Annotated in this window: 22 protein-coding genes and 2 pseudogenes; 9 read left to right on the plus strand and 15 right to left on the minus strand. The window is 66.2% G+C overall.

The genetic code is table 11. From position 1 onward, the window contains the following. Positions 1 to 76: 76 nt before the first annotated feature. The 4 genes and pseudogenes from GEV43_RS53305 to GEV43_RS25795 all read left to right on the plus strand — a co-directional run bounded on the left by GEV43_RS53305 (position 77) and on the right by GEV43_RS25795 (position 3,843). The gene (locus GEV43_RS53305) at positions 77 to 286 is read left to right on the plus strand and encodes an SgcJ/EcaC family oxidoreductase (protein ID WP_254715872.1); all 210 of its coding nucleotides are present in this window, start codon (positions 77 to 79) and stop codon (positions 284 to 286) included. 5 nt (positions 287 to 291) lie between these two features. After that, complete coding sequence (locus GEV43_RS53310; protein WP_254715873.1) at positions 292 to 477, plus strand: SgcJ/EcaC family oxidoreductase; 186 nt, start codon at positions 292 to 294, stop codon at positions 475 to 477. A gap of 623 nt (positions 478 to 1,100) precedes the next feature. Further along, positions 1,101 to 1,869, plus strand: a pseudogene (locus tag GEV43_RS25790) (transposase family protein). 198 nt (positions 1,870 to 2,067) lie between these two features. Further along, the gene (locus GEV43_RS25795) at positions 2,068 to 3,843 is read left to right on the plus strand and encodes a hypothetical protein (protein ID WP_160822916.1); all 1,776 of its coding nucleotides are present in this window, start codon (positions 2,068 to 2,070) and stop codon (positions 3,841 to 3,843) included. Between the two features lie 257 nt (positions 3,844 to 4,100). On the opposite strand, the pseudogene GEV43_RS25800 reads toward GEV43_RS25795, so the two are convergent. From GEV43_RS25800 to rmuC, 11 genes and pseudogenes are all read right to left on the minus strand, one after another. Beyond that, positions 4,101 to 4,403: pseudogene (locus tag GEV43_RS25800) on the minus strand (transposase); the annotation flags it as partial. Positions 4,404 to 4,415: 12 nt separating this feature from the next. After that, positions 4,416 to 4,544 (minus strand): hypothetical protein, encoded by a 129-nt coding sequence (locus GEV43_RS53990; protein ID WP_302930988.1) that lies wholly within the window; start codon positions 4,542 to 4,544, stop codon positions 4,416 to 4,418. 33 nt (positions 4,545 to 4,577) lie between these two features. Continuing rightward, entirely contained in the window at positions 4,578 to 5,342 is a 765-nt protein-coding gene (locus tag GEV43_RS25805; RefSeq protein WP_206681504.1) for an IS3 family transposase, read from the minus strand. After that, on the minus strand, positions 5,272 to 5,490 hold the full coding sequence (locus tag GEV43_RS48280; protein WP_206681283.1) for a hypothetical protein: 219 nt from the start codon (positions 5,488 to 5,490) through the stop codon (positions 5,272 to 5,274). The genes GEV43_RS25805 and GEV43_RS48280 overlap by 71 nt, the downstream gene beginning before the upstream one ends. Beyond that, a complete protein-coding gene (locus GEV43_RS25810) occupies positions 5,487 to 5,801 on the minus strand; it encodes a transposase (RefSeq protein ID WP_160822918.1) in 315 nt (104 codons plus the stop codon). Before GEV43_RS25810 ends, GEV43_RS48280 begins: the two co-directional genes overlap by 4 nt. Positions 5,802 to 6,290: 489 nt before the next feature. Beyond that, the gene (locus tag GEV43_RS25815; protein ID WP_160822919.1) at positions 6,291 to 9,479 is read right to left on the minus strand and encodes a type I restriction endonuclease subunit R; all 3,189 of its coding nucleotides are present in this window, start codon (positions 9,477 to 9,479) and stop codon (positions 6,291 to 6,293) included. Then, complete coding sequence (locus tag GEV43_RS25820) at positions 9,476 to 10,756, minus strand: restriction endonuclease subunit S (RefSeq protein WP_160822920.1); 1,281 nt, start codon at positions 10,754 to 10,756, stop codon at positions 9,476 to 9,478. Before GEV43_RS25820 ends, GEV43_RS25815 begins: the two co-directional genes overlap by 4 nt. Continuing rightward, on the minus strand, positions 10,684 to 12,354 hold the full coding sequence (locus tag GEV43_RS25825) for a class I SAM-dependent DNA methyltransferase (protein WP_241683040.1): 1,671 nt from the start codon (positions 12,352 to 12,354) through the stop codon (positions 10,684 to 10,686). Before GEV43_RS25825 ends, GEV43_RS25820 begins: the two co-directional genes overlap by 73 nt. A gap of 26 nt (positions 12,355 to 12,380) precedes the next feature. Further along, positions 12,381 to 13,175 carry a hypothetical protein gene (locus GEV43_RS48285; RefSeq protein WP_206681284.1) on the minus strand — a complete coding sequence of 265 codons (795 nt, stop codon included), beginning with the start codon at positions 13,173 to 13,175 and terminating at the stop codon, positions 12,381 to 12,383. Continuing rightward, positions 13,151 to 14,458: a hypothetical protein gene (locus GEV43_RS25830; protein ID WP_160822921.1), complete on the minus strand. Its 1,308-nt coding sequence runs from the start codon at positions 14,456 to 14,458 to the stop codon at positions 13,151 to 13,153. Before GEV43_RS25830 ends, GEV43_RS48285 begins: the two co-directional genes overlap by 25 nt. Positions 14,459 to 14,543: 85 nt before the next feature. Beyond that, entirely contained in the window at positions 14,544 to 16,214 is a 1,671-nt protein-coding gene (gene rmuC, locus GEV43_RS25835; RefSeq protein WP_160822922.1) for a DNA recombination protein RmuC, read from the minus strand. A gap of 282 nt (positions 16,215 to 16,496) precedes the next feature. Between rmuC and GEV43_RS25840 the strand changes: the two genes are divergently transcribed. Then, positions 16,497 to 17,054, plus strand: coding sequence for a DUF4352 domain-containing protein (locus GEV43_RS25840; RefSeq protein WP_160822923.1), 558 nt, complete (start codon positions 16,497 to 16,499; stop codon positions 17,052 to 17,054). Here the strand turns inward: GEV43_RS25840 and GEV43_RS25845 are convergent. From GEV43_RS25845 to GEV43_RS55140, 3 genes are read right to left on the minus strand one after another with little or no spacing between them, the layout of a single operon-like run. Continuing rightward, a complete protein-coding gene (locus GEV43_RS25845; protein ID WP_160822924.1) occupies positions 17,002 to 17,622 on the minus strand; it encodes a hypothetical protein in 621 nt (206 codons plus the stop codon). The genes GEV43_RS25840 and GEV43_RS25845 overlap by 53 nt on opposite strands. Continuing rightward, entirely contained in the window at positions 17,619 to 18,773 is a 1,155-nt protein-coding gene (locus tag GEV43_RS25850) for a methyltransferase domain-containing protein (protein WP_309240038.1), read from the minus strand. The genes GEV43_RS25845 and GEV43_RS25850 overlap by 4 nt, the downstream gene beginning before the upstream one ends. Continuing rightward, positions 18,719 to 18,877 carry a hypothetical protein gene (locus GEV43_RS55140; RefSeq protein WP_309240073.1) on the minus strand — a complete coding sequence of 53 codons (159 nt, stop codon included), beginning with the start codon at positions 18,875 to 18,877 and terminating at the stop codon, positions 18,719 to 18,721. Before GEV43_RS55140 ends, GEV43_RS25850 begins: the two co-directional genes overlap by 55 nt. A 227-nt stretch (positions 18,878 to 19,104) precedes the next feature. Here GEV43_RS55140 and GEV43_RS53995 point away from each other — a divergent pair, with 227 nt between their 5' ends. The 4 genes from GEV43_RS53995 to GEV43_RS25870 are packed head-to-tail and all read left to right on the plus strand — an operon-like array spanning position 19,105 to position 22,191. Beyond that, the gene (locus GEV43_RS53995) at positions 19,105 to 19,485 is read left to right on the plus strand and encodes a DNA methyltransferase (protein WP_302930989.1); all 381 of its coding nucleotides are present in this window, start codon (positions 19,105 to 19,107) and stop codon (positions 19,483 to 19,485) included. Beyond that, positions 19,482 to 20,309, plus strand: coding sequence for a hypothetical protein (locus GEV43_RS25860; protein ID WP_160822926.1), 828 nt, complete (start codon positions 19,482 to 19,484; stop codon positions 20,307 to 20,309). The genes GEV43_RS53995 and GEV43_RS25860 overlap by 4 nt, the downstream gene beginning before the upstream one ends. A gap of 8 nt (positions 20,310 to 20,317) precedes the next feature. Then, on the plus strand, positions 20,318 to 20,545 hold the full coding sequence (locus tag GEV43_RS25865; protein WP_309239838.1) for a DNA-binding protein: 228 nt from the start codon (positions 20,318 to 20,320) through the stop codon (positions 20,543 to 20,545). Positions 20,546 to 20,550: 5 nt separating this feature from the next. Next, the gene (locus tag GEV43_RS25870) at positions 20,551 to 22,191 is read left to right on the plus strand and encodes a site-specific integrase (protein ID WP_160822928.1); all 1,641 of its coding nucleotides are present in this window, start codon (positions 20,551 to 20,553) and stop codon (positions 22,189 to 22,191) included. A gap of 867 nt (positions 22,192 to 23,058) precedes the next feature. Here the strand turns inward: GEV43_RS25870 and GEV43_RS54000 are convergent. Next, a complete protein-coding gene (locus GEV43_RS54000; RefSeq protein WP_160822929.1) occupies positions 23,059 to 23,439 on the minus strand; it encodes a transposase in 381 nt (126 codons plus the stop codon). Between the last annotated feature and the right edge of the window lie 56 nt (positions 23,440 to 23,495).

Here is a 23,495-nt window from a genome sequence, read left to right on the forward strand (position 1 = left end):
ATCAGATCATGGACGCCTCCGACCACCCCTATTTCGAGATCCCCTTCTTTCCCAAGGCGATCGGACACGCATCGTGATGACCGTTGAGGACCAGGAACGGCAGAGCGAGATCGCGGCGATCGAGCAGGTGGTCGCCACCGTTGAGCACTCCCAGAACAACGAACTTCCCGACGACTTCGTCGGCCTGTTCCGGGAGGACGCGATCTGGACGACGGGTCACGGCAAGCGCCTCTTCGGCCGCGACGCGATCTCGGCTTTCACCCACCAGACGCTCCCGGTGGATTGAAGGATATGACGGTCACGTTCGAGGTGGAGCACGTGCTGTTCATCCGTCCCGATGTCGCGGCCGTCAAAGTCCGCCAGGTTTACCGGACGTCCGACGGCCAGAACGTTGGCACTCCGCTGTTCGTGATGTCCAAAGAGGACGGGAAGTGGCGCCTGACCGCCTGCCAGAACACCCCCGTACTCGACGAGTGACCACGTCCGCGCGCCCGGCCGTACCCGGGCCGCGGAACATCCGTTGCCAGTGCACCGGGTGCGGCTCCCAAGCGGAGCCGCACCCCTTCGCGTCCGTGGCCGTTCTCACAGCGAAGTCACATCCGAACTGGCGAATGCGACAACATTCACGCGGGCGGTGCGGAGCTGGCACCCGGAAGTGATTCGAGAACGGCTCTGGAACGGGCCAACAGCCCGGGCGGCCAATCGGTAGTGTTCCTTAGAGGCAGTTTCGCCCTTATTTGTGATAGTTGATAGAGGCCGTCTTCCTCTCCCTTGTCGCTACTAACTCAGATGAACCGGGCCTACACGGGGGTCCACGCACGATGCTGCATGTCCACGTACGGTTGCTGTAGGACACAAATAGGGCCGAAAACGTTTCGCCGCAAACGCACGCATAGTGGCGGGCGCAGGTTGGCCTCAGTTCGGCCCATACGACGACAGCAACGACTCCCATGTGGGAGGTCATCACTGAGCCTTTTTCAGCGTCAGTTGCGGGTGTGCTGATCACAGCATGATCGCGGACGGTGTGGCAGCCCTGGGACATCAAGCCCTGGCAGGACGGTTGGTCTCTCACAACGCGCCGTCCACACCAGAGGCTTCACATGCTGTTGTACCGTGCTTCGCTGCCGTTGTCGCGTCGAACCCTGGCCTACGCCACCGGTGTCGTCCGCCGCCACCGCCAGGCCATCGGCAGTAAAGGCCGGAGCCTTCCGCCGGGCATGCAGGCCTTGATGACCCTGGTCTACCTGCGCAAAGGCGAGACCTACGCCGAACTGGGCACCGGATTCGCCGTATCGACCACCACCGCCTGGCGCTATGTCAACGAGACCGTCGACGCGCTGGCCGCCCGCTCACCCAAACTCGGCGCCGCCCTGGCCACAGCGGTCAAAGACGCACTGCCGTACCTGGTCCTGGACGGCACATTGATCTGCATCGACTGGGTCGCCGCCGACCGGCCGTACTACTCGGGGAAACACCACCGCCACGGCATGAACCTCCAGGTCATCGCCGCCCCGGACGGTGCCCTGCTGTGGGTGTCTGGACCCCTGCCAGGCGCGGTCCACGACCTGACCGCAGCACGGATCTGGGGTCATCCGGGCATTGGCCTCCACCGGGCTGCTCGTACTGGCCGACAAGGCCTACCAAGGCGCCGGCCCGCACATCCTCACCCCCTACAAAGGACGAGACAAGCCCGAACCGCAAAAGCACGCCAACCGTGCACCCGCCAGGCTCCGCGGCCCCGGCGAACGCGCGAACGCGCAACTCAAGTCGTGGCGAATCCTGCGGAAGCTGCGCTGCTGCCCCCACCGCGCCGGCCGCCTCGCCAAGGCCATCCACACCCTCCAACTCCGCGAAACCGCATCACGTTGAAAGAGACTCACTGGTCAAGGTGGGTGCGCCGTCAGGGACTTGAATCCCGAACCCGCGGATTAAGATGGGATGCAGGAGACTGTTGTTCGAGCCGACGGTTTGTACTCCCCTCTGGTTGGGTGCCCTGCCCAGCGGCTGTAGCCGTCCTTTTGTAATATGGCTCGACAAGGTTGGTCGCTGTGGAGGATAGTGTTTGCCATGAGTGACGAGGAGGCTCGTAGACGTCTCGCCGGCCTCATTGTTGAGGCGCTTGAGGTCGGTACTGGCAAGAGAGAACGGGACGTTATCGACGAACTGTTTGACTCGCTCGGAGTTGACTTCGCCGCGTTGGAGCGCCAGTTCACCGGGCGGAGCACCACCTTGCTTCGGGAATCGGCTGCTGAACGGCTGGCCGATGCCGCGCCCACGATGGCTGTCTTGCTCAACACGGTGGTGCGTTGCGGCGGTCGGTTTGTTGCGATGGTGGAAGCGATCTACAAGCGGCTCGCACGACACACCGCAACGACCACTGGCACCAATGAGACGTTCCGGCTGCGCCGGGCCAACGTCGAGGAGGATCAGCTGACGATCAGCCCCGCCTTCCTCGAGCAGGTACGGCACCTCACCCGGACGTTGACGACGATCAAGATTGGCCACATCGATCTTGACTCCGTGCAGTCGTTCGTTGGCTGGGATACCGGGGTCCTGTACGGGACGTGGCCGCCTGCAACTGCGAATGGAACACGTCTCACTGATCGCATCCTGGCTCTCGGATGGATCGCTCCCGCCGTGGCCGATCGAGCTGCCGGTTCTGCGGCGTGGGCCGAAGCCGCCGAGGCGGTCGCGGTGGCGACGCGTGCTGCAGAAGGTGTGATCAGCTCCGCCGAGTGGTTGGTTCGTGGCTATTTCACGTACCTCAGCAGCCTCGACGATAAGGGCGGCGCTATTAGAGCCTCCGACGTATTCACCATCGAGATTTCGGATTGGTTTGCCCGCCAACTGGAACACCAAATTCGCAACGATGTCAACCGCTTTCGTGATGCTAGAATACTGGCTGCTGAGGTGTATCCGAGAAACGTCACCGGAATCGACGAGCCGACTTTGCTTGGTCTAGACGAGCAGCTTAGACCGGTTCGCATGTCGGCGCCGGACCGACATCGGAACGGCACCACCATGGGGACGCTCGCTGGGTTTGTAGCGCAATGGCGTGGCAGTCACTGGAGTCGTCGTTCTCGCGAAAGTCTAGAGCCAACGCTGTTTGCTGACCAGGAGAATCTTACGCAATGGCTTAACGCCATTACATCGCAGTGCGACGCCGCCGCCAGGTGGCTTGCGGCTGAGGTTGTCCACCCCGCGGTATCTATCGACGTTACGACGCTGCTGGAATCAGTCGAGGAATTCCTCAACCTCCCGCTGTGGCGGCAGCGGGATCTCCTCTACGAGGTGTGGGTACTGTGCGCGACGCTTGATGCCTGCGAGCATGCCGGGTGGCGGGTTCGCCTGGCTGGCACGGCCGATGCTGAGGGGGTGTGGGAGTTGTCGGTCGGGGCGACGAACATGCCGGTTGCTCGGCTGCTGGGGCAGTCACCGTCGCAGATGTACCTCGAGGTGTGGCGTGAGCCGCGGCGGGATACGGCAACAGGTATGTTGACTCCGGACGTCACGGTGACCACGCCACCGCCCTATGCCCGAGAGTTGGTCGTCGTCGAGGCGAAGGACCGGCAATTGATGCAAATCCGGCCAGCCGCGCGCAATGACGGCGCTCAGGGTAAGGGCCAGCGCTACGCGCTGCTCGTCGCCCAGCGGTACGCGGAAGCCTTTTGCCCCGCGGTGACGTGGGTTGTCAATCATTGCGACTACCGGCGCAACGCTGATCCACTAGAGGAACACGGCACCGTATGGTCACGGATACGCCTTGCCGCCCAGTTTTGCCCAGGGAACGTTCCCGCCGCTTTCACCGACACGATTCAAGCCGCTGTCACACCTAGTGAATGAAGCCCACCGAGTACCGTTCACCGTAGGGAAACAGCGCTTCATCGTGTTGAGCGCATTTGCATGCTCCGTTCATTGTAAGTGTCGGCGGTGACGATTTCGATGAGTGCTGATGGGGCGTACCGGCGTTGCAGCTGCCTGCACCCTGGCACCGGCAACCTGGGGTCGCTCGTGCCCGAAGCTGCTGCCGGGGCGTTGGCATGGAAGTTGGTATCTGCGGTTGGAGCTTCCCGCCGACCTAGAGGGCGTCTGAGAAGGGTCTAGGTCGGGGCGCCGGTGATGCGGTGCAGCAGGATCATGCTCATCGCCAGGTAGATGACGTTTTCCGAGGTGGCGGCCAGGTATTCGTAGTCCTTGGACAGACGCCGGTACTTGCCCAGCCAGGCGAAGGTTCTCTCGATCATCCACCGGCGCTGCACCAGCATGAATCCCGGCACCGGCGGGGGCGGCGGAGCACTGGCCTTGACCCAGGTGCCGCGTTTGCCGCCATCCCGCCGCGTCACGACCTCGATCCGCACATCAAGGTTGTCGCGCACCCACTCGATGAACGCCTGTCCGCGATAGCCTTGGTCGGCTCACACGTGCGCGAGTCGCGGGAAGTCGGCGCAGCAGCGCGCCAGCAGCACCCGGGCGCCATCCCGGTCGCTGACATCGGCCGGGCTGACACAGGCGGCCAGCACGGTGCCCAGGGTGTCGGTCAGCACATGTGTCAATCCCCTGAAAGCGTGGAGACGGTGTTATGCCCCTTCGGTCCTGATCTGGGCCGTTGATATTCTTCTCGCTTCTGCCATCGGACGCTCGAAGGTGATCGGGGCGAGCCTGTCGTTTGCGCTGTGTCTGCGGTGGGTGTTGTAGAAGTCGGCGGTCCACGTCGCGACCTTGATGCGCGCCTGGGCGCGGGTGGTGAAGTGCTGCCGGTGGACGAACTCGACCTTCAGCGTGGAGTTGGACGCCTCGGCGGCGGCGTTGTCGAGCGCGCAGCCGGCCCGGCCCATCGACTGGACGATGCCCAGGGCGCGGCCGGTGGTCGCGGTGCGGGCCGCGGTGTACTGCGAACCGCGATCGCTGTGAAAGATCACCCCGTCGACGTCGCCGCCGCGGGTGGCGGCGGCCATCTGCAACGATGCGACCACCAGGGCCGCGTCGTGATGCTCGCGTATGGAGTGGCCGAGCATCCGCCGTGAGAACAGGTCCTCCACCGTCGCCAGATACAGCGGCCCCTGATCGGTGTCGATCTGGGTGACGTCCCCGCACCACAGCACGCCCGGCGCCACGGCCGTGAAGACGCGGCGCACCAGGTCGGGCGCGGCCGGCCGGCGGCCCGGCCGGGTCAGCGACCGTCGTCGTTTGGGCGGACAGCCGGCCACTCCGAGCTCGGCCATCCGAGCGGCGACGGTGTTGACCGACACCCTCCAGCCCGCATCCCGCAGGTCACGGCTGATCCGCGGGGACCCGTAGGTGCCGCCCGAGGCCGTGAACAGCCGCCCGGTCTCCTCCTCCAGCCGGGGCCCGCCGCCGCTCGCGGATGGTCGGGACGCGGTTGACCTGCTTGTAGAACCAGGACTGCGAGACCTGAAGGGCCCGGCAGGCGATCGCGTGCGGGATGCCGTGCTCGGTCCTGCAGGACGCGATGAACTCCGCGACGATCATCGGTTCATCGAGTCCTTCGCCCACAGGACCACAGATCGCTTGAGCACCTCACGCTCCATGTAAAGCTCAGCGCGCTGCTTGTCCCACTCGGCCTTCTGCCGCCGCAGCCGAGCCAGCTCCTCGCGCTCGGACTCCGCCAGCGTCTCGCCCGCGGCCTCCCGCTCACGGTCGGCCTTCATCCAGTTGTGCAGCGTGTAGGGGTTGATCCCCAGGTCCCGCGCGACCTGCGCGACGGGCTTGCCGCTCTCCTTGACGATCCGCACCGCTCCTTCACGGAACTCCGGATCGAACCGGCGTCTCTTGTCTCCCACGACCCAACCATCTCTCTGGTTCAGGTCTCCACGCTACGAGGGGAAGCACACACCAGAAGTTCACTTGGCAAAGGACATGTTGCGCTAAGCCGCCAGGGATGCTCCGCCCATGCTGACGCAGACTGGCACTCTCCTCGCCTGCGGTCGGGTGCCCACGCCCATGTGGTTGCCGAGAAGTACGTCCGTGCAAGTGAGATGCGTAATGTCCAGCGGATGGCGGTGCCGGGCTGGGACGGTCGCGGGACACGCTACGAGACCGCCCTCATCTCTGGATGGTGTGAAGCCTGTCCGGTTCCTCTTGGCCAGCGCCGAGCCCGACTTGTCTCCGGTCCGGGCCAGTTCGACAGCGCGGCGCCGGAACTCCCGGATGAGGTGGCGGCACGAGACGCTTCCTTCCCCGTTGGCCAAGGCCAACTCAGGTCACGTGGCCGCCGAACTGGGGGAACCTCAGGGATCGGCTGGGGGTTAGGCGTGTTGAATTGGCTCTGATCACTGCTGGGCATTCGGGGACCACTCGTCGGCGAAGGTATCGAGTTGTTCGATGACCTTCTGGATAGCGTCGGGCTGCTCCTCGGGTGGGTAGCCGTGCTTGGCCAGGAGGCGCTTGATGATGGAGCGGAGCTTGGCCTGGACATCGTCGCGTGCGGTCCAGTCGGTGGACAGGTTACGGCGAACGGCCTTGACCAGGTCGCGGGCGATGGCGGCGAGTTGGTCGTCGCCGATCAACTCCCGGACGGTGTCCTTGGCGGCGACCGCGTCGTAGAAGGCGAGCTCGTCGTTGCTGAGAGCCGGGTTGAAGCGCTGGCCTCGGTTGGCGTCGGCGGCGACTTCTTTGGCCATCGCGACGAGTTCGGCGATGATCTCGGCGGCGGTGAGGTTCTGGTTGGTGTACTTGCGCATCAGGTCCAGCAGGCGGTCGGAGAAGCTCTGCTGGCGCACGATGTTGTGCTTGGTTACCTTGCGCATCTCCTGCAGGACGAGCCGGCGGAGCGCCTCGATCGCGATGGCGGGATGCTTAGCGGCCTGCATCTTCTTGACGTAGGTCTCGTCCAGGTGGGACAGGTCCGGCTGGTCCAGGCCGGCTTCCTTGAACAGGTCGATGACGTCTCCGGCCTCGATCGCGCTGGCGGTGAGCTGCTTGAGGTACAGCTCGACCTCGGCGGGGACGGGACGGCCCTCGGCCTGACGGCGGGCGGCGTCGAGCTTCACGACGACCACGCGCACGTCCCGGAAGAACGCGATGTCGTCGCGGACATCGTTCAGGTCGCCGCTGGTCGCGCACAAGGCGTAGAGGCGCGCAAGGCGCCCGGCGCAGCGCAGGAACTTCTCCTTGAGGGTCTCCTTGTCGGGCTCGGACGCATCGGGCTGGTTGAGCGGGTGCTGCGGGTTCCAAATGTAGTCGGCGGTTCCGCGGACGGCGTCGCGGTAGGCGGTGGGAGTCCTAGCTTGCAGGGCTTGGCGCCAGGGGTGGTCTCTGAGCAGTTCGCCGATGCCGTCGAGAAGGTCGCGGACCTTGGTGATGGCCTCGTCCAGGCCGCGGCCCATCGGCTTGGTGTGCTGGTCGTCGGTGGTGTACTCGGCCAGCGCGGCGATCAGGTTCTCGTGGAGCGGCGCGTATCCGACCATGAGGCCGTCCTGCTTGTTGCGGAAGGTGCGGTTCACGCGCGCGAGGGTCTGCATGAGTTGCGCACCGCGCATCGAGCGGTCCAGGTAGAGGGTATGAAGCGGGGGCGCGTCGAAGCCGGTGAGCAGCATGTCCTTGACGATGATCAGCTCGAGCTCATCGTCGGCGTCCTTCATGCGCCGCTGGACGGTCTTCTGCTCACGGGGACGCAGCCGGTGCTTGCGGAGCTTGTCAGGATCACTCGTGGACGAGCTGTAGACGACCTTGATCTTGCCGGTGTTAACGTCATCGGAGTGCCAGTCCGGCTTTATGGCGATAATTTGCTCGTACAGATCGGCGCAGATCTCCCGCGTGCTGCACACGATCATCGCCTTGCCGGGCGCGTCGATGAACGGCCGCATCGCCTCCGACCGGGTCTCCCAGTGCTCGACGACGCTCGCCGCCAGTTTCTCCAGCCGCGCGGGCGCGCCGTAGACGGCGTTGAGCGTGGCGGTGGCGTGCTCGACCCGCTTTCGCTCGGTGTCGTCCAGGTTCTCGGTGGCCTTGTCGGCCTCCTCGTCCAGCTTCTCCGGATCGACGTCCTCGGGCAGTTTGAGCTCGATCAGGCGGTTCTCGTAGTAGACGGGCACTGTGGCGCCGTCCTTGACGGCCCGGGTGAGGTCGTAGACGTCAATGTCGGGGCCAAACACCGCGCGGGTATCGCGGTCGCCATCGGAGATCGGTGTACCGGTGAAGGCGATCATGGTGGCGTAAGGAAGCGCGTCGCTCAGGTGCCGGGCGTAGCCGTTGAGGCTGTCGTAGTGGCTTCGGTGCGCCTCGTCGACGATCACGATGACGTTGCGGCGGTCCGAGAGCAGCGGGTGCTGCCGCCCGGCGTTCTTCTCCTCAGCGGTCTTGCTGAACTTCTGCAGGGTCGTGAAATAGATGCCGCCGGTGCGCCGGTTGGACAGCTCGGTGCGCAGGTCGTGCCGGCTGTCGACGCGGACGGGCTTCTCCGGCAGCAGCTCGCTGGCGTTGAAGCCGTCGAAGAGCTGGTCGTCCAGGTCGTTGCGGTCGGTGATCACCACGATGGTGGGGTTGCCGAGTGCCGGGTGCTTGAGCACCTGGTTGGAGTACAGCTCCATCTCGAACGACTTACCGGACCCCTGGGTGTGCCACACCACGCCGGCCTTGCCGTTGCTGCGAACGGCCTCGATCGTCTTGCCGACCGCCTTGGACACCGCGAAGTACTGGTGCGGCTTGGCGATCCGCTTCTGCAGCCCTTCGTCCGACTGGGCGAAGGCGATATAGCCGGTCAACAGCTCCACGAACCGCCGCTGGTCGAACAGGCCGTGCAGCGTGAGGTTCAGCTCGCCGTTCTCCCACTCGACCGCGGGCTGCTCCACCGGCGCGCCCGCCTCGTCGACATTCCATGGCGCGAAGTGGTTGTAGGGGGTGAACGCGGTGCCATACTTGGTGGTCACGCCGTCCGAGACCAGACACACCACGTTGCAGCGGAACGCCTCCCACAGGTCCTTGACGTAGGCCATGAGCTGGGCGTGCGCCGCCTCAGGCGTGGCCCGCTCGTCACCCATCTTCTTCAACTCGAAGACCGCGACCGGAAGCCCGTTCACATAGAGGACGACGTCGAAGCGGCGCCGCTCCTCACCCTTGACGACCATCACCTGGTTGGCGGCCACGAAGTCGTTGCGGTACGGGTCGCTCCGGTCGATCAGATGGACGGTCGGATGCTGCTCCGCGCCGTACTCGTCGACGTAGCTGATACCGCGGATGCCGCCGGTCAGGTACTCATGAATCCGCCGGTTCTCCGCCTTCGCGTCCTGCGACTGCAGCGACAGCACCAAGGCAACGGCGTCATCCACGGACGACGCGGGCAGACCGGGATTAATCCGAACGATCGCGTCCCGCAGCCGGCTCGGGATGATCAGCTCGTCCCAGGACTCCCGCTCACCCGAGCCCACGGCGATCTGCTTGCCGTCCTTGTACTCCCAGCCGAGCTCGCCGAGCGTGTCCAGCACGTCATGCTCGAAGTCGGACTCGCTGTAGCCGCTCATACGGCATCCTCCACGACCTTCTCCGCGTCCCTGATCCTGACCTGGCCCGACATGAGCTTCGGCAACAGCGCGTCCCGAAGTTCCGCAAGGAAACGATTTTCTTTGTTGGCGACGTGAATCCGATGATGCAGTTGCATCGCCTCGGACTCGAACTTCACCATACGCGAGCGCGAAAGCATTGGAATGACGGCTTTTGCAAACCTGTCCGCACGGACGGCGGGATACGCACTTCCCTCGGCGACGCTTTCAAGATATGTTACGAATTCTTTTCGACGCGTCACCTCATACAGGAACGCCGAGCCGACCTTGCGGGGTGTCAGGACAGCAAATCCGGTTGATGCGACGATATTTGAGTCATCGTCAAGGATGAGCGCACGCGACTTTCGGTTTGGGCGCACCGTGGACCATATGACATCGCCGGCAGAAACTTTCCTCCTCGCCCGACTTGGCGCCTCCTCCCACGCGGTGACTTCTGGCCATGTGTAGCTGTCTACAGAGACGCTAGATATATCTATATATCGAATGACGCCACCACTGGTGGGACTTGCTTTGTGGATATTTATCCCGGTTACATCACCCAGAGTAGTGATCGAGGAGTCCGAGTCTTCGGCTAGAGATTCGGCGAAAAGTGAGGAGACGAGATCGAGCGCCGTGGCGGCGATGCGATCGTTGACGGCGATCTTGTCGTCGAGCGCGCCCAGAAGCGCGACGATCCTCTCCTGCTCTTGAGGTTGCGGTATGCAGACATGAAAAGCTTTGACTTCAGGATAATAAACTGTGTTATGTACGCTGCCATGAGCAAAGCGGCGAATGCTCTCCTGTTCAGCCATTAGGATGTAATGTAGATACCTTGACATAATCCTGGGCCCACATACCCAGTTCACGAAGTCTTGGCTGGTGGCCATGGGCACTCCCATGGTCACTACGTAGCCAACGGAAGCGGTTCTTGAAAGGCAGACCGTCCCTGCGGGGAGAAGTCTAGCCGAAGAGTTCTCTATGCCGGCTTGTGTGATCGTTTGATTTGTCTCGAATATCATCCTTCCATGATTGGAGGTCGCGTCGCGAATTCCAATCCATGGGATATCACCACCCCAGTATTCGGAATTCCTTCTGCTGGGGGTGTGGCCACTTTCAAGGCGTGCAATCTCAGTCAGTCGAGCCCACTCGAATCCTGAAGGTGTCCACCTATCCGGGTTTCCCACACTCAATGCCCAGCGACCGGGAATGACGGCACTTGTGGCACTGCGACCACCGGTAATTGTGTTTTCCCTAGCCATTGATGTTCTCCAGTTGCTTCCGAATGATCTGCTCGAGGCGGGTGGACTCTTCGAAGTGGGCGAAGAGATCCTTGGTGAGGCGGTCGATCTTGTCGGCGATGGGCTCGTCGTCCTCTTCGCCCTCGGGGCGCCGACGTAGCGGCCGGGGTGAGGATGTGGTCGGCTGCGCGGACCTCGTCAGTGGTGGCCGAGTAGCAGAAGCCGAGCTCGTCCTCGTACGTCAGGCCCGCCTCGCGGGCACTGGAGGTGCCGCGCCAGGCGTGGTAGGCGTTGGCGATTTTCGCGAGGTCGTCGTCGGTCAGGACGCGTTCGGTGCGGTCGATCATCGTGCCCATGTTGCGGGCGTCGATGAATAGCGTCTGGCCTTCGCGGTTGGTCTGGCCTGCACGGGCGGACTTGTCCTTGGTGAAGAACCACAGGCAGGCCGGGATTTGCGTGGTGCGGAACAGTTGCGGGGGCAGGGCGACCATGCAGGCGACGAGGTCGTTCTCCACGAGGGCTTTGCGGATGTCGCCTTCGCCGGACTGCTTGGAGGACATGGAGCCGTTGGCCATGACGACGCCGGCGCTGCCGCGGGTGCCGAGCTTGGAAATGATGTGCTGGATCCAGGCGAAGTTGGCGTTGCCGGCGGGCGGGGTGCCGAAGCGCCAGCGGGGGTCGTCGGTCCGGCGGTACCAGTCCGACATGTTGAACGGGGGGTTGGCCAGGATGTAGTCGGCCTTGAGGTCTGGGTGGCGGTCCTCGTAAAAGGTGTCGGCCCATTTGGTGGACAGGTCGCCGCCGATGCCGTGGATGGCCAGGTTCATCTTGGCTAGTCGCCAGGTACGCTCGTTGGCCTCCTGGCCGTAGACGGCGATGTCGTCGCGGCGGCCCCGGTGGCTGAGGACGAACTTCTCGGCCTGGACGAACATGCCGCCCGAGCCGCAGCACGGGTCGTACACCCGTCCCTTGTAGGGTTCGAGGATCTCCACCAGGACCTTGACGACGCTGGCCGGGGTGTAGAACTCACCGCCGCGCTTGCCCTCGGCGCGCGCGAATTTCTCCAGGAAGTATTCGTAGACCTCGCCGAGCACGTCGCGGGCGGACTTGCCGTCGTGTCCGGTGAAGCGGGCGTCGCTGAGCAGGTCTACGAGTTCGCTGAGACGGCGCTGGTCGACGTTGTTCTGGTTGTAGATGCGAGGCAGGACGCTGCGCAGGGACCGGTTGGTCTTCATGACCGCGTCCATTGCGCCATCGATCAGCTCGCCGATCGCGCCGGATTTGGCCTGCGCCGCTAGGTCGGGCCAGCGGGCTCCCTCGGGGACCCAGAAGACGCCCTCGCGCTCGTATTCGTCTTTGTCGTCCAGAAACGATTCGTGCCGCGACTCCGGCACGCCGTCGGCGATGAGCTCGTCACGGATCTGGTCGCGGCGTTCGGCGAACGCGTCCGAGACGTACTTCAGGAAGACCAGGCCGAGGACGAAGTCCTTGTACTGGGCTGCGTCCATCGAGCCGCGGAGCTTGTCCGCGGACTTCCACAGGATCGCCTTCAGCTCCGCCATCGTGGACACGCCTGGCAGTTCGGCCTGTCCGGCGGGGGTCTTCTTACGGGGCGGCATCTATCTCCTCTATTCGTGTGGTTGCGTCAGCCGATGGGGTCGGCGAGAGTCAGGGTTCCTTCGGCGAGGCCGGTGGCGGCGATGCGGCGCAGCTCGTCCAGGGCGGCGATCTCGCGGCGGGCGCGGTTCCGGCGGTCGTCAAGGTCGGCCAGCAGGCGATCCAGCCGCTTCAGCTCGGACGGGGACAGCAGCGGCAAAGCGAGTTCCTGTAGGCGTTGCGCCGGACGGATGGCGCCGTCGGCTCTTCCTGCGCGGTCCAGCAGGGCGGCCAGTACGCGTGGCGTGAAGTGCTTGCCGCCTTCCTCTTCGATGCGAAGGATGCGCGCCGGGAACTCCACTACCGAGTGGCCGTCGTGGTCGACGGTGGCGGACGGACGCGGCGTAGTGGTGATGATGACGTCGCCGGGCTTGCTGTGCCGAGCACCGGGGCAGGACATCTCGAACTCGATGCGGTCGACGCGGCGGCTGCCCGGTTCACTTTCACCAAGGACTTCCGCAGGACCGAACACCGGATACGAGTTCGTCGCGTTCACCGCGCTGGAAGCAGACCGGACGAGACCGGCCGGCAGGCGCGTGCCCTTGCGCAACGACAACTCCTTCCGACGGCCTCTGCCCGCGAGCTCGGCGATGGTCGCGGTGCGCGGCGGACGCGGCATCGGGACGGCCGACAAGTCGCTGTTGAGACGGGACGCGTCCGGGCGGGCCTCCCACAGCACGCGTTCCAGCTCCAGCGTGCGGGCAACGCGCTCGGGCACGTCCCAGCGCAGATCATCCTGGGATGGCAGGTAGCGGGGGATCAGAGGGCGCGGCGAGGCGACCAACGCGCTGACCGGGGTAGCGACGGTGTGGACGCGGGGGTGGGCATCGGGGTCGAACTGCTCGTCGCGCCAGGCCAGCACGTCGGTGACAAGGGCATCGACCAGTCCGGAAGTGAGAGTGCGGTCGGACACGTCGGCCAGCAGCACCATGCCGCGTTCCCCGACCGCGTAGTCAGCGGTGAGCACCCACAGCGCGACCTCGTATCCGGGGCGATAGGGGCGAGGCCACCGGGTAGCCGGATGACGGCCTTGACCGAACCGGAGGTCAGCAGCTCCCCGCGCAGGACGCCGGCGTCGCCGGTCGGGTCGAGTGCGGCGGTGGTGTCGGCGGGCGCGACCACGATCGCGGCCGCGCCGCGAGACAGCGGCAGCAGCAGGTCGTTCAGCGCGTTCAGCGACAGTGCGGCGGAGCGTTCCTCGGCCGGACGGTACGGCAGTTGTGTGACGACAATCGTGGCCTCGTCCAGGCATCCGTCTGGGTCGGTGCGGACCTCGTACTCGACCTCGGGAACGTCGCGGACGGCCAGGCGCCGCCGCGTCAGCCGCGCCGCCAGCGGGTCGGCGCAGCAGGCGGTGACGTGCAGAACCTGGTCGTCACGGAGCGTGCCAGCGACCGCGGCCAGCAAGTCGCTGACTCCAGCATACGGGTCGACGAGCCGCACCTCGCCCTCGCGGTCGGCGCGGGCGCGGGCATCGGCCAAGCCCGCGACCAGGGACTCCAGCACGGGATCCAGCCGACCGGACGACATGTCCGCCGCGCCGAGCCGATCGCGGACCTGCATGATCCGTTCGAACGCGCCCTGGGTGCTCCAGGCGGCCTCCACGAGCTCGTCCACCGCGGCCGGAAGCCAGGACGCGCGCAGCCCACGGATCTCCGAGGCCAGCAGCTCGTCATCCGGGTCGATCTCGTCCGCCTGCTCTCGCAGGCGCGCCATCAGGCCCGGCGTCTCATCGTCGAGTGGCTCGTCGCCGGACAGGTGCCGCAGGCAGATCAGCGCGGTGAGCGCGGGGATCAGCGTGCTGGACGGCAACCGGGCACCGAGCCGGGCGAGCGTGTGGACCCGCAGGTCCCCTTCGATCTCGCTCCGCCCGGCCCGCCCGGTTTCGACCAGCCAGTCGACGATGCGCGCCGCATCGAAGAGCTGCTGCCCGCGCTCCTCGGTCACCGGCTGCGGAAAGCCGGGGTAGCGGCGGCGCCAGGTGCTGACGACCGGCCGTTTCACGTCCGCCAGCTCGGCGATCTCCGTCATGGACATCAAGAGCGCCTCGTCACGAGCAAGCTTCACCACCATTACCTCCTCTCTCCGCGTGCGATCGACAGTAGAGCAACGGCCGCACCTCGGCCATCAGATTGACCGATAACGGCCCTTATCAGGCAGTTTCTGCTGTCTCCTCGGACTCGTGTGCCGTAGACTCCACCGCGCGGACGGGAGGCTCGGCCGACGCCGCCTCCAGCAGTTCCGGAGCCTTCAGGGACCGGGCGGAACCGTTCGCTTCGGCCAGCGGGTGGAGATCGTCATCGACGACCTTCAACTCCTTGAACTTCCGTGCCGTCACCATCACGCGGCCTTCGAGCGAGGCGATGGCCTCGTTGTAGGCCTTGACCGAGCCGTCCAAAGAGTTGCCGAGGCGCTTGAAGTAGGTCGCCATCGTTGTGAGCCGCTTGTGCAGTTCACGACCCAGCTCGTGCACCTGACGGAGGTTCTCCTGCAGTGCCGCCTGCGTCCATGCGATCGCCACTGTGCGGAGCATCGCGATCAGAACCGTGGGCGTCGCGATGACGATCCGCTTCTCTGCCGCGTACTCGACCAGGCGGGGATCCTTGTCGAGCGCGGCCTGCAGCAGCGCTTCACTCGGCAGGTACATCACCACGAACTCCGGGCTTCCGGCGACGGTCCGGTAGTACTCCTTGCCCGCCAGCGTGTCGATGTGCTTGCGCACATGCCGGGCGTGGTCGGCCATGTAGCGGTCCCGCTCGGCATTGTCGGTGGTCTCGAGGGCGTCCAGGAACGCGGCCAGCGACACCTTCGCATCCACGACCACCCGCTTACCGCCGGCCAGATGCACCACCATGTCGGGCCGCAGCGGTCCCTCGTCGCCTTCGACGTGCTTCTGCAGTTCGAAGTCGCAGTGCTCCTTCATGTTCGCCAGCTCGACGGCGCGCTTGAGGTGAAGCTCACCCCAGTCACCCCGGACCTGCGGCTTGCGCAGCGCGTCCGCCAGCGCCCGAGCCTGCCTGCTGCTCTCGACGTTCGCGTCGGCCAGCATCTTGAGCTGCTCGCTGAGCCGGCTCTCGTTGTCGCTCCGCTTGGAGTCGAAGGTGCTCAGCTGCTGGCCCATGTCCGCCAGCCGCTCGGTGATCATGCGGCTGGCCGAACCCAGCCGGTCGTCCGCGGTGGCGATCAGCCGGTCCTGCGAGGACTCCAGCATCTTCGTCACGAACGCCTCGAACTGCTCGGTCTGCTGCCGGGTGGTGTCGTCGCGCAGCTTGTCCAGCTCCTTGCGTGCCGCCTCGACCTGTTCTTGCTGCCGACGCAGCCCGTCGCACTCCTGTCGGGCGACGGCCAGGTCCTGCTTGATCCCGGCCAAGGTCTGCTCCTGCCGGTCGACGTCCCCCTGGAGCCTCGCCGCAGCTTGCTGGCTCTGCTGCAGCCGCTCCTCAAGGGAACGCGTCTGCTGCACGCTCTCCTGTAGTGACTCCGTCAGCAGCGCGTTCTCTTTCTCGGTCGCCTGCAGCTTCTCCCGCGTCGACTCCAGGTCGCGGTCGAGTCGGACGACCTGCTCAGCCCGTTCGGTGTACCGCGCGGACAGATCCGTCCAGGAGGCGTCCGCCTGCTGGGCTCGGCTGCGCGCCTGGTCCCGCTCGGAGCGCAACTCGTCGGCGTGCGTCCGCGCCTGGTCGCGTTCGACCCGGACGACCTGTTGTTCGGCCAACAGCCGACTCCTCTCTGCGGCGCACTGGCCCCGCGCGAGCACGTAGCCGATGACACCGAAGAGGACGCCTGACAACAGACACAGGACGACAGACACGAGAACGTTCATGGTGAACCTCCGGGGAAGACGGCTGGCGGTCCTCGATGGCCAAACGGCGGCCGAAGTGGACGTGCGACTCAAGAGGTTCGCGAGACCTGCGAGCCGCAAGGAACCCAGACGCTACGCCGACCGAGTGCTCTCAGGTGTCATGAAATTGTGATAACCCCGGTTATCAATTCACTCTATGGCTTGCTCTGCATGGGCTCTCTAAGTTGTGGGGCGCCTCGACGGGGCCTGTCCGTTCGTCGGTAGCGCACCCCCGAGCCAGCCCTCATGTTCAGGAGTCGAAGAATGAAAAAGTCTCTGCTCGTCCTGCCGGCCCTGCTGTCGTTCGCCCTTACTGCATGCACCGGCACCGAGGTGACCAGCAACCCCGACGACAAGCCCGCCGCCTCGAAGGGACAGGAGCCCCCGCCGAAGGCGCAGGGCGCCCGGGCCAGGATCGGTGACACCATCACTCTCAACAGCGGCGAGGACGGACTCAAGCTCGAGGTGACCGTCGTGAAGGCGGTTTCGTCGGCCAAGCCCAAGGACGAGTTCAACGTTCCCGAGCCTGGTCACCGGTTTGTCGCCGTTCAGATCCGCCTGAAGAACGTCGGCTCCACCACCTACGATGACTCGCCCGGCAACGGCGCCCATCTCATCGACGACGAGGACCAGCAGTATGACGAAGCTCTGAGCGAGATCGCCCTCGGCGCCTCCATCGGCACCTCTGTCAAGCTGGCGCCTGGCAGCAGCCGCAAGGGCTACCTGGTCTTCTCCGTTCCCAAGAAGACCAAGCTCAGCAAGTTCCAGTTCACGCTGGACAGCGGCTTCGGCCCCCAGGTCGGCGAGTGGCTCTTGAGATAGCCGTCGAGCAGTCCGCGTTTCCCGACCCGGGGAAGGCGGCGGGCGGCAAAGAACCGTGTACCGCAACAGACCCGCCTGCCTCGCTCACCCTGCCGGTGGTGACGCTCTGGCTGAGGGTCTTCAGCGCGGTGTCGGGGTCGTTGGCGTGGAGGTGGGCGAGGACGGCGACTTGTCGTCCGTCCAGTGGGCAGCGGCCGATGCCCTTGTGCTGCTGTACGTGTGCGAGGGCCTCTTGCCATTGGCCGGCGCTGGTCAGGGCGCGAGTGCCGTCGGCGAGCATGACCGTCCACAACCATTGGCGGAGCGTGCGGTGGTCTTCCTGCGTGCCGGTGAGGTGGCGGAAGGAGACGGAGCGGCCGTCGATCACGGCGTCGCCGTGAGTGCTGACCGCGTGGATGAGGGACTCGAGTAGGTGGTGAGCCCCGTTGGTGTCTCGGGCGCGAATCAACAGGCGGGCGATGTTGACCAGGGGTTCGAGGGCATATCGGGCTGTGGGCGCGTTGAGGGGCCAGCGGCTTCGGTAGGTGTCGAAGTGCTGCCAGCACAGCGTTCGTGCCAGGTCGGTCATGCCGCAGTCGCTGCGATGAGGGCGGCCTTGTTCTGTACGGCGGCGGCCAGCGTGCGGTCGCCGTCGGTGTGGGCGGTATGGGCCATGTCGCGGAGTTGAGCGATCCACTCGACGAGTGGCGGGCAGGCGGGGCGTGGGCGGGCGACCAGCGGAAAACGGTGGGCTATCAAGCCGACATCCATCTCAGCGCCACTCGATGAAGATCCGGTTGAGGGCGTTGGGGAAGGCGAAGCGGCCCGGACGTCGGGCGGGCGTGGGGTTGTCGAGTGGCTGGATCTCGAAGACGACCTCGCGGCCGCGGTAATCGCGGTCCAGGTGCGGACGGCATCGGCTACCTGCTCGGCCAGGGTGTCGCCGCCGGGGCCGTGGCCGATGACGCCGAACTCGTACAGGCCGGCGCCGTCCGAGGCGGTGTGGGAGGCCTTGCGGCGGGTCAGGGAGGTGAGTGCCGTCTGGTCGAAGCAGGCGGTGGAGCTGGGGTAGGGGGCGCTGAGGAGGCCGCTTTCGATGGCTTGGGGCTTGGCGGGCATGCGGTTGAGACCGCTTGGCATTGTGCAGGCCAGCCATAGCCCCAGCCACTCGGCCGACTCCTGGCCGCGGAAGGTGGGGCCGGTCCAGACCTGGGTGGTGGGCTGGTGCAGGACATCGCTTAGCGCCTCGGCATCGATTTCTTGGCCGCCGCTGGTGACGAGGGTGACCGTGCCGTCGCGGGTGAGGGGGACCAGGCGCCGCGGGTCGTCGGCGATGCCTTGGCGGAGCGGCATGAAGGTGTTCATCTCGCTGCTGACGCTGCGCCAGGCGCCGTCATGGGGTTCGAAGGCGATGGAGCGGGCGACGGTGCCGCGCAGCCGCAGCGGTGTGAGGAGCCGGCCGCCCGGGGCGAGCTGGTCGAGCCAGGCGTGGGGGACCGCGTGCGCGCTGACCGTGGCGATGATGCGGTCGTAGGGGGCGTTGTCGGCGTGGCCGAGGGCACCGTCGCCGAGGATGACGGTGACGTTGTCGATCCCGACGGCGGCCAGTGCGGTACGGGCACCGTCGACGATGTCGTCGTCCACATCGATCGTGGTGACGTGGCCGGTCGGGCCGGTCGGGCCGGTCAGGTGGGCGAGCAGACCGGCGTTGTAGCCGGTCCCGGCGCCCAGTTCCAGGATCTTGTGGCCGGTTCGACGTGGAGCTGTTCCAGCATCGTGGCGACGATGTCGGGCTGGGAAGCGCAGCTGATCGAGGCGCCGGCGGCGTCGAGCTTGATGTCCACGGTGGCGTTCGCGTACGCCTTCTCCAGCGAAGCCTGCGGCAGCGGCCGCGGGCGAGCGCGGCGGAGAGCTCGGCCGCGTCGTCCGCCGCGGCTTCAGCGGCGAAGTCGGCAAGGCGGCCAGCTTGCATGTCGGACCGGGAGGAGGACTCCGACCGGGCGAGCTGGCGGCGCAGCCGCTGGGCCGCCAGCAGCGGCGGGATTGGCTCCGCGTGGAGTGACACGTCCAGATGCCCGGGATAGGTCAGCAAAGGCTCCAGCCAACCGGCCCCGACCTCGCGGTGCATCACAGGGGCACTGCCGCAGCGAGTCGGATCCTGGCGACCGGGCAGAAGCCGTCCCGCCTCCAGCGCCAAGGCCGCTACGTACCTGAGGCGATGAAGCATCCCGCCCGGATGCTTCCCGCGATCGCCGCCCAGGTGATCGCGTCCTACAGTCGCCCGCGCGAACTCGTAGCCGATCCGATGTGCGGGATCGGCACGACACTGGTCGAGGCGATCCACCTCGACCGCCACGCCGTGGGCGTGGAGTACGAGGAGGGCTTCGCGCACCTGACCGCCCGCAACATCCAGCACGCCCGTTCCCAAGGCGCGCCCGGTCACGCGTCGTGACTTGCGGAGACTCCCGCAATATCACCACGCTCCTCGCTGACCGCCTCGGCCACGCGACGCTGGTGCTCACCTCACCCCCGTACGGAGCCTCCACACACGGGCATGTCCGCGCCACCCGCGGCTCCGGCGAGTCCAAGGTCCGCAAGTGGAACACGCACCACTCCACCGACCGCGGCAACCTGGCCTACACCAGGCTCGACGACCGCTTCGACGGCTTCGAGCAGATCTTGGCCGGCTGCTACCGAGTGCTGAAGCCGGGAGGAACGGCCGCGATCACCATCCGACCGATTCGCGTCCGCGGCGAACTGATCGACCTTCCCGGCCGCGTCATCGGCACTGCCGAACGCGCTGGCCTCCGGTTCGCCGATCGCCTCGTCGCGCTCCTGTGCGGAATCCGCGACGGGCAGATCGTCTCCCGCGCGCCGTTCTTCCAGATGCTCGAAGCCCGCCGTGCCCGCGACCGGGGCATCCCCGCCTGCGCTGCCGCCCACGAGGACTTGCTGATCTTCCAGCGTCCCTGCAACGGTGGCGTGCGCGCCGATGCGGACGCCGCGGTGCCGTCGATCAGCGGGGGAGCGGTTGGGGCGGGCCAGCGGATCGAGCTTGACAGCCTGGACCAAGCCGAGCATGCATACCCGGGTCTCGGCACCGCCCGCCGCGTGACGAACGGCACGGACGCGCAGAACCCACCCGCGCCCCGACGCCAGCGGGCCGGCCGGAGCAACCACCATCTGCAGCACGACGACCGCGAGGCACCAGCCCACCGAACACCACAAGCCCTGCGCCATGACGGCGAGGGACGTCGTGTCGGAGGTGGGCGGTGAGCGCTGGCGTGACCGCTGCGCAGATCCGCAAGCTGCCCGCCATGGTCGACCTGGTCACCGCCGGGAGAGCGCTGGGGATCGGACGCACCAAAAGCTACGCCCTGGCCCGCGCCGGGACCTTCCCGTGCCAGGTGCTGCGGGTCGGTGACAGCTACCTGGTGCCGACCTCCGGCCTGCTCATCCTCCTCGGCCTCCAATCCGACGGCCCGGCTGGGCGGCCCGATACCGGCAGGTGACGTACATGGCCAACGGAAGTACCTACAAGCAGTGCGGTTGCCGTGACCAGGACGGCCGACTCCTACGCACCCGCTGCCCGAAACTCCGCCGCGCCGACGGGCGCTCCAACACCGGACACGGCCGCTGGTACTACCAACTCGGACTTCCCGCCACCCTCGACGGCGCTCGCCGCGGCCCGCTACGGCGCGGCGGACTCACCAGCCAGGACGCCGCCGACGCCGAGATGAACCAAGCCAAAGAACTGCTGAGCATCGCCGCGGACGACCCGGCCGTCCTCGACCAGATCACCGACCTCATCACCGCCACCGTCAAGAACACCAAACGGCTCCCGGTCCCCGAGGAGGTCCGCCGCAAGGTCCGCACCGGCCAGGACCTGGACTCCACCCTCACGCTGGCCGAGTACCTGGAACAGTGGCTGGCCGGCCGCAAGGGCCTGCGCGAAGGCACCCGCCGCAGCTACCGCGGCCACCTCGACCTCTACCTCACCCCGCACCTGGGCCACATCCCACTGGAACGGCTACGGGTGTCGGACGTGGACTCCCTCTTCGAGGCGATCGAGGAGTTCAACAGCCTGGTCGCCCACGCCCGCCAATCCGGCGACCCTGCACTGCGCGCCCAGGTCAAGGGTCGGCGCGCGGTCGGAGCAGCGACCAAGCAGCGCATCCGCGCCACCCTGCGCGCCGCCCTCAGCAAGGCGATCAAGGAACGCCGCATCGACATCAACGTCGCCGCCCTGGTCGAACTGCCCTCCGGCCGCGCACCCCGGCCGTTGGTCGGGTCGCCCGAGCGGATCGCCGAGTGGCGCCGCAACCACACCATCCACGTCCGCGAGCAGCAGGACCGCAAGGAGCGGCTGGCCCGCCTCGAACCCGGGATGCGGCACGGGACCCGGATCAACCGGCTGGACGCCTACATCGGCGCACCGCGCCCCTCACCGGTCATGGTCTGGACACCCGAACTCACCCGCACCTTCCTGCACCGCGCCCGCCGCCACCGGCTCCACCCCCTGTACCACCTGATCACCTTCCGCGGCCTGCGCCGCGGCGAAGCCTGCGGCCTCCGCTGGCCCGACCTGGACCTGGACGGCGGTGCCGTCACGGTCCGGTGGCAGATCACCCAGCTCGGCTCCACCACCGCCCAGGGCAAACCCAAAACCGACGCCGGAGAAGCCCGCGTCTCCCTCGACACCACCACCATCAAAGTTTTGCGCGCCCACAAAGCCCGGCAGAACACCGAACGCCTCGCCGCAGGCGACACCTGGACCGAGACCGACTTCGTCTTCACCACCGAAACCGGCCGACCCCTGCACCCGGCGTTGGTGACCGAGCAGTTCGAGCAGCTCGCCATGGAAGCCGACCTACCACCCGTCCGGCTCCACGACCTGCGCCACGGAGCCGCCTCGATCCTCCTCGCCGCCGGCTACGACCTCAAAGTCGTCCAAGAAGCCCTGCGACTTTCCTCGATCACCGTCGCCGCCGACACCTACACCAGCCTGCTCCCCGACCTGGCCCGCCAATCCGCCGAAGACGCCGCCGCCATCATCCTCAACGCCGCCCCGCACCAGCGCCGCAGCCCAGGCGCCCGCGCTATGGCGCCGCTGCCCGCTGACGGGCCGCCCGGCCAGGAGCCGGCACCGGCCTCATAACGAGCCCGAGCCGGGTACACACGGGCGAACAAGATGGCCGGGATCCGTATTCATAAAGGGTCCCTGCGCTCCTTTGGCGAAGGGAGACAAGCCCTGTTTCGGGGGCATCGCTTTCAACTGCAGACCCACACCATGCGACCGGGAGATGGACCAGCCGCGCCCTCGGTCATCCGCCTCATGCCGGGCAGCAGGAAACCGATGATGACGATGTCCCAGTCCGTGCCCGCGAGCGAACATCGAGCGAACAGGGGAACAAGGGACCTAAAAACCCGAAGGGCAAACACGACGTCGTCTGCGTTTGCCCAGGTCAGAACGGGTGCGCCGTCAGAACCTTGAACCCCGAACCCGCGGATTAAGAGTCCGCTGCTCTCGTGTCAGATCGGTGCTCTCAGTGTCAGTCTATACCGCCCTGTGCACGTCCAGCCCGATTTTCGTACCGCGGTGTGTCGCTGCGTGTCGTCCCGTACCGGGGACGCCGAGCGAACAACGAGCGAACATAGCCGCCCTGGACGACCCCGGCATCGGACCAGAGATCGGTCACCGGGCGTGTCGATTTTCGGTTTCCTGCAGGTAGTAGACACGGATTAAGCATCGTGCCTCTGAACGCAGCCTGGGGTGATCTATCGCGGAGATGATTGGTTGGCTCGCCTGGTCGGTCGCTGATGGGCGGATGAGGCGGGACCGGGGGTGATGCGTGTTTGGCGGATACAGAGCGTGACCGATTTCTGCAGTACTTACAGGCCCGGCGGTGGTGCGGGCGGGGCACGGAGGTAGTCGACGAAGTAGCCGCCGGACAGGGGGGAGGCATCGGTCGACGTGGGCGTTGCCGCCCTGGCAGGCCGACTGTAGATCAGCCCGGTGAAGTGATCACGGTGGGGTAGGCCCGAGGATGCAACTCCGAGAGTGTCTTCCGGCAGGATCGACTCGTCGGACTGCTCCACGAGTATCGGCAGGTCGGATGAGGTGACACAGTTTTTCGGCCCAGTGAGACTTGGGAGAGCGGCAACAGCAGCCCTTGCTGGTGATATTGCAAGGGTAGGGGTGCTCTTTTGGGGTTGACCCTTTTGGGCACTGGCGCCGCTCCGGCCTGCGCTCACCGGCCTTGGCCTGTCGGGCCTGCTTGACCCACAACCGCAGCGTCTCGCGGCCCGCGCCCAGATCCTTGGTCACCGACGCGTACGTCGCCGTCGGATCCGACAGATACAACGCCACCGCGTCGGCCTTGAACTCCTCGGAGTAGACCTTCATCGCGACGTAGGACCCCTCTCACCCCAGACCTCCATGATCCAGGGCGCTCAAGGTGT

Source organism: Actinomadura sp. J1-007, assembly GCF_009793335.1.
In the GTDB taxonomy this organism is placed as follows: domain Bacteria; phylum Actinomycetota; class Actinomycetes; order Streptosporangiales; family Streptosporangiaceae; genus Spirillospora; species Spirillospora yumaensis.

What these genes read in the sequence shown, in the direction of transcription:
- GEV43_RS53995 (WP_302930989.1), top strand. Translation starts at nt 19,105, where the DNA reads ATGCCCGGGATAGGTCAGCAAAGGCTCCAGCCAACCGGCCCCGACCTC.
- GEV43_RS54000 (WP_160822929.1), bottom strand. Translation starts at nt 23,439, where the DNA reads ATGAAGGTCTACTCCGAGGAGTTCAAGGCCGACGCGGTGGCGTTGTAT.
- GEV43_RS25795 (WP_160822916.1), top strand. Translation starts at nt 2,068, where the DNA reads ATGAGTGACGAGGAGGCTCGTAGACGTCTCGCCGGCCTCATTGTTGAG.
- rmuC (WP_160822922.1), bottom strand. Translation starts at nt 16,214, where the DNA reads ATGAACGTTCTCGTGTCTGTCGTCCTGTGTCTGTTGTCAGGCGTCCTC.
- GEV43_RS25845 (WP_160822924.1), bottom strand. Translation starts at nt 17,622, where the DNA reads ATGACCGACCTGGCACGAACGCTGTGCTGGCAGCACTTCGACACCTAC.
- GEV43_RS25825 (WP_241683040.1), bottom strand. Translation starts at nt 12,354, where the DNA reads ATGCCGCCCCGTAAGAAGACCCCCGCCGGACAGGCCGAACTGCCAGGC.
- GEV43_RS25820 (WP_160822920.1), bottom strand. Translation starts at nt 10,756, where the DNA reads ATGGCTAGGGAAAACACAATTACCGGTGGTCGCAGTGCCACAAGTGCC.
- GEV43_RS25840 (WP_160822923.1), top strand. Translation starts at nt 16,497, where the DNA reads ATGAAAAAGTCTCTGCTCGTCCTGCCGGCCCTGCTGTCGTTCGCCCTT.
- GEV43_RS53310 (WP_254715873.1), top strand. Translation starts at nt 292, where the DNA reads ATGACGGTCACGTTCGAGGTGGAGCACGTGCTGTTCATCCGTCCCGAT.
- GEV43_RS48280 (WP_206681283.1), bottom strand. Translation starts at nt 5,490, where the DNA reads ATGATCGTCGCGGAGTTCATCGCGTCCTGCAGGACCGAGCACGGCATC.
- GEV43_RS53305 (WP_254715872.1), top strand. Translation starts at nt 77, where the DNA reads ATGACCGTTGAGGACCAGGAACGGCAGAGCGAGATCGCGGCGATCGAG.
- GEV43_RS25815 (WP_160822919.1), bottom strand. Translation starts at nt 9,479, where the DNA reads ATGAGCGGCTACAGCGAGTCCGACTTCGAGCATGACGTGCTGGACACG.
- GEV43_RS25870 (WP_160822928.1), top strand. Translation starts at nt 20,551, where the DNA reads ATGGCCAACGGAAGTACCTACAAGCAGTGCGGTTGCCGTGACCAGGAC.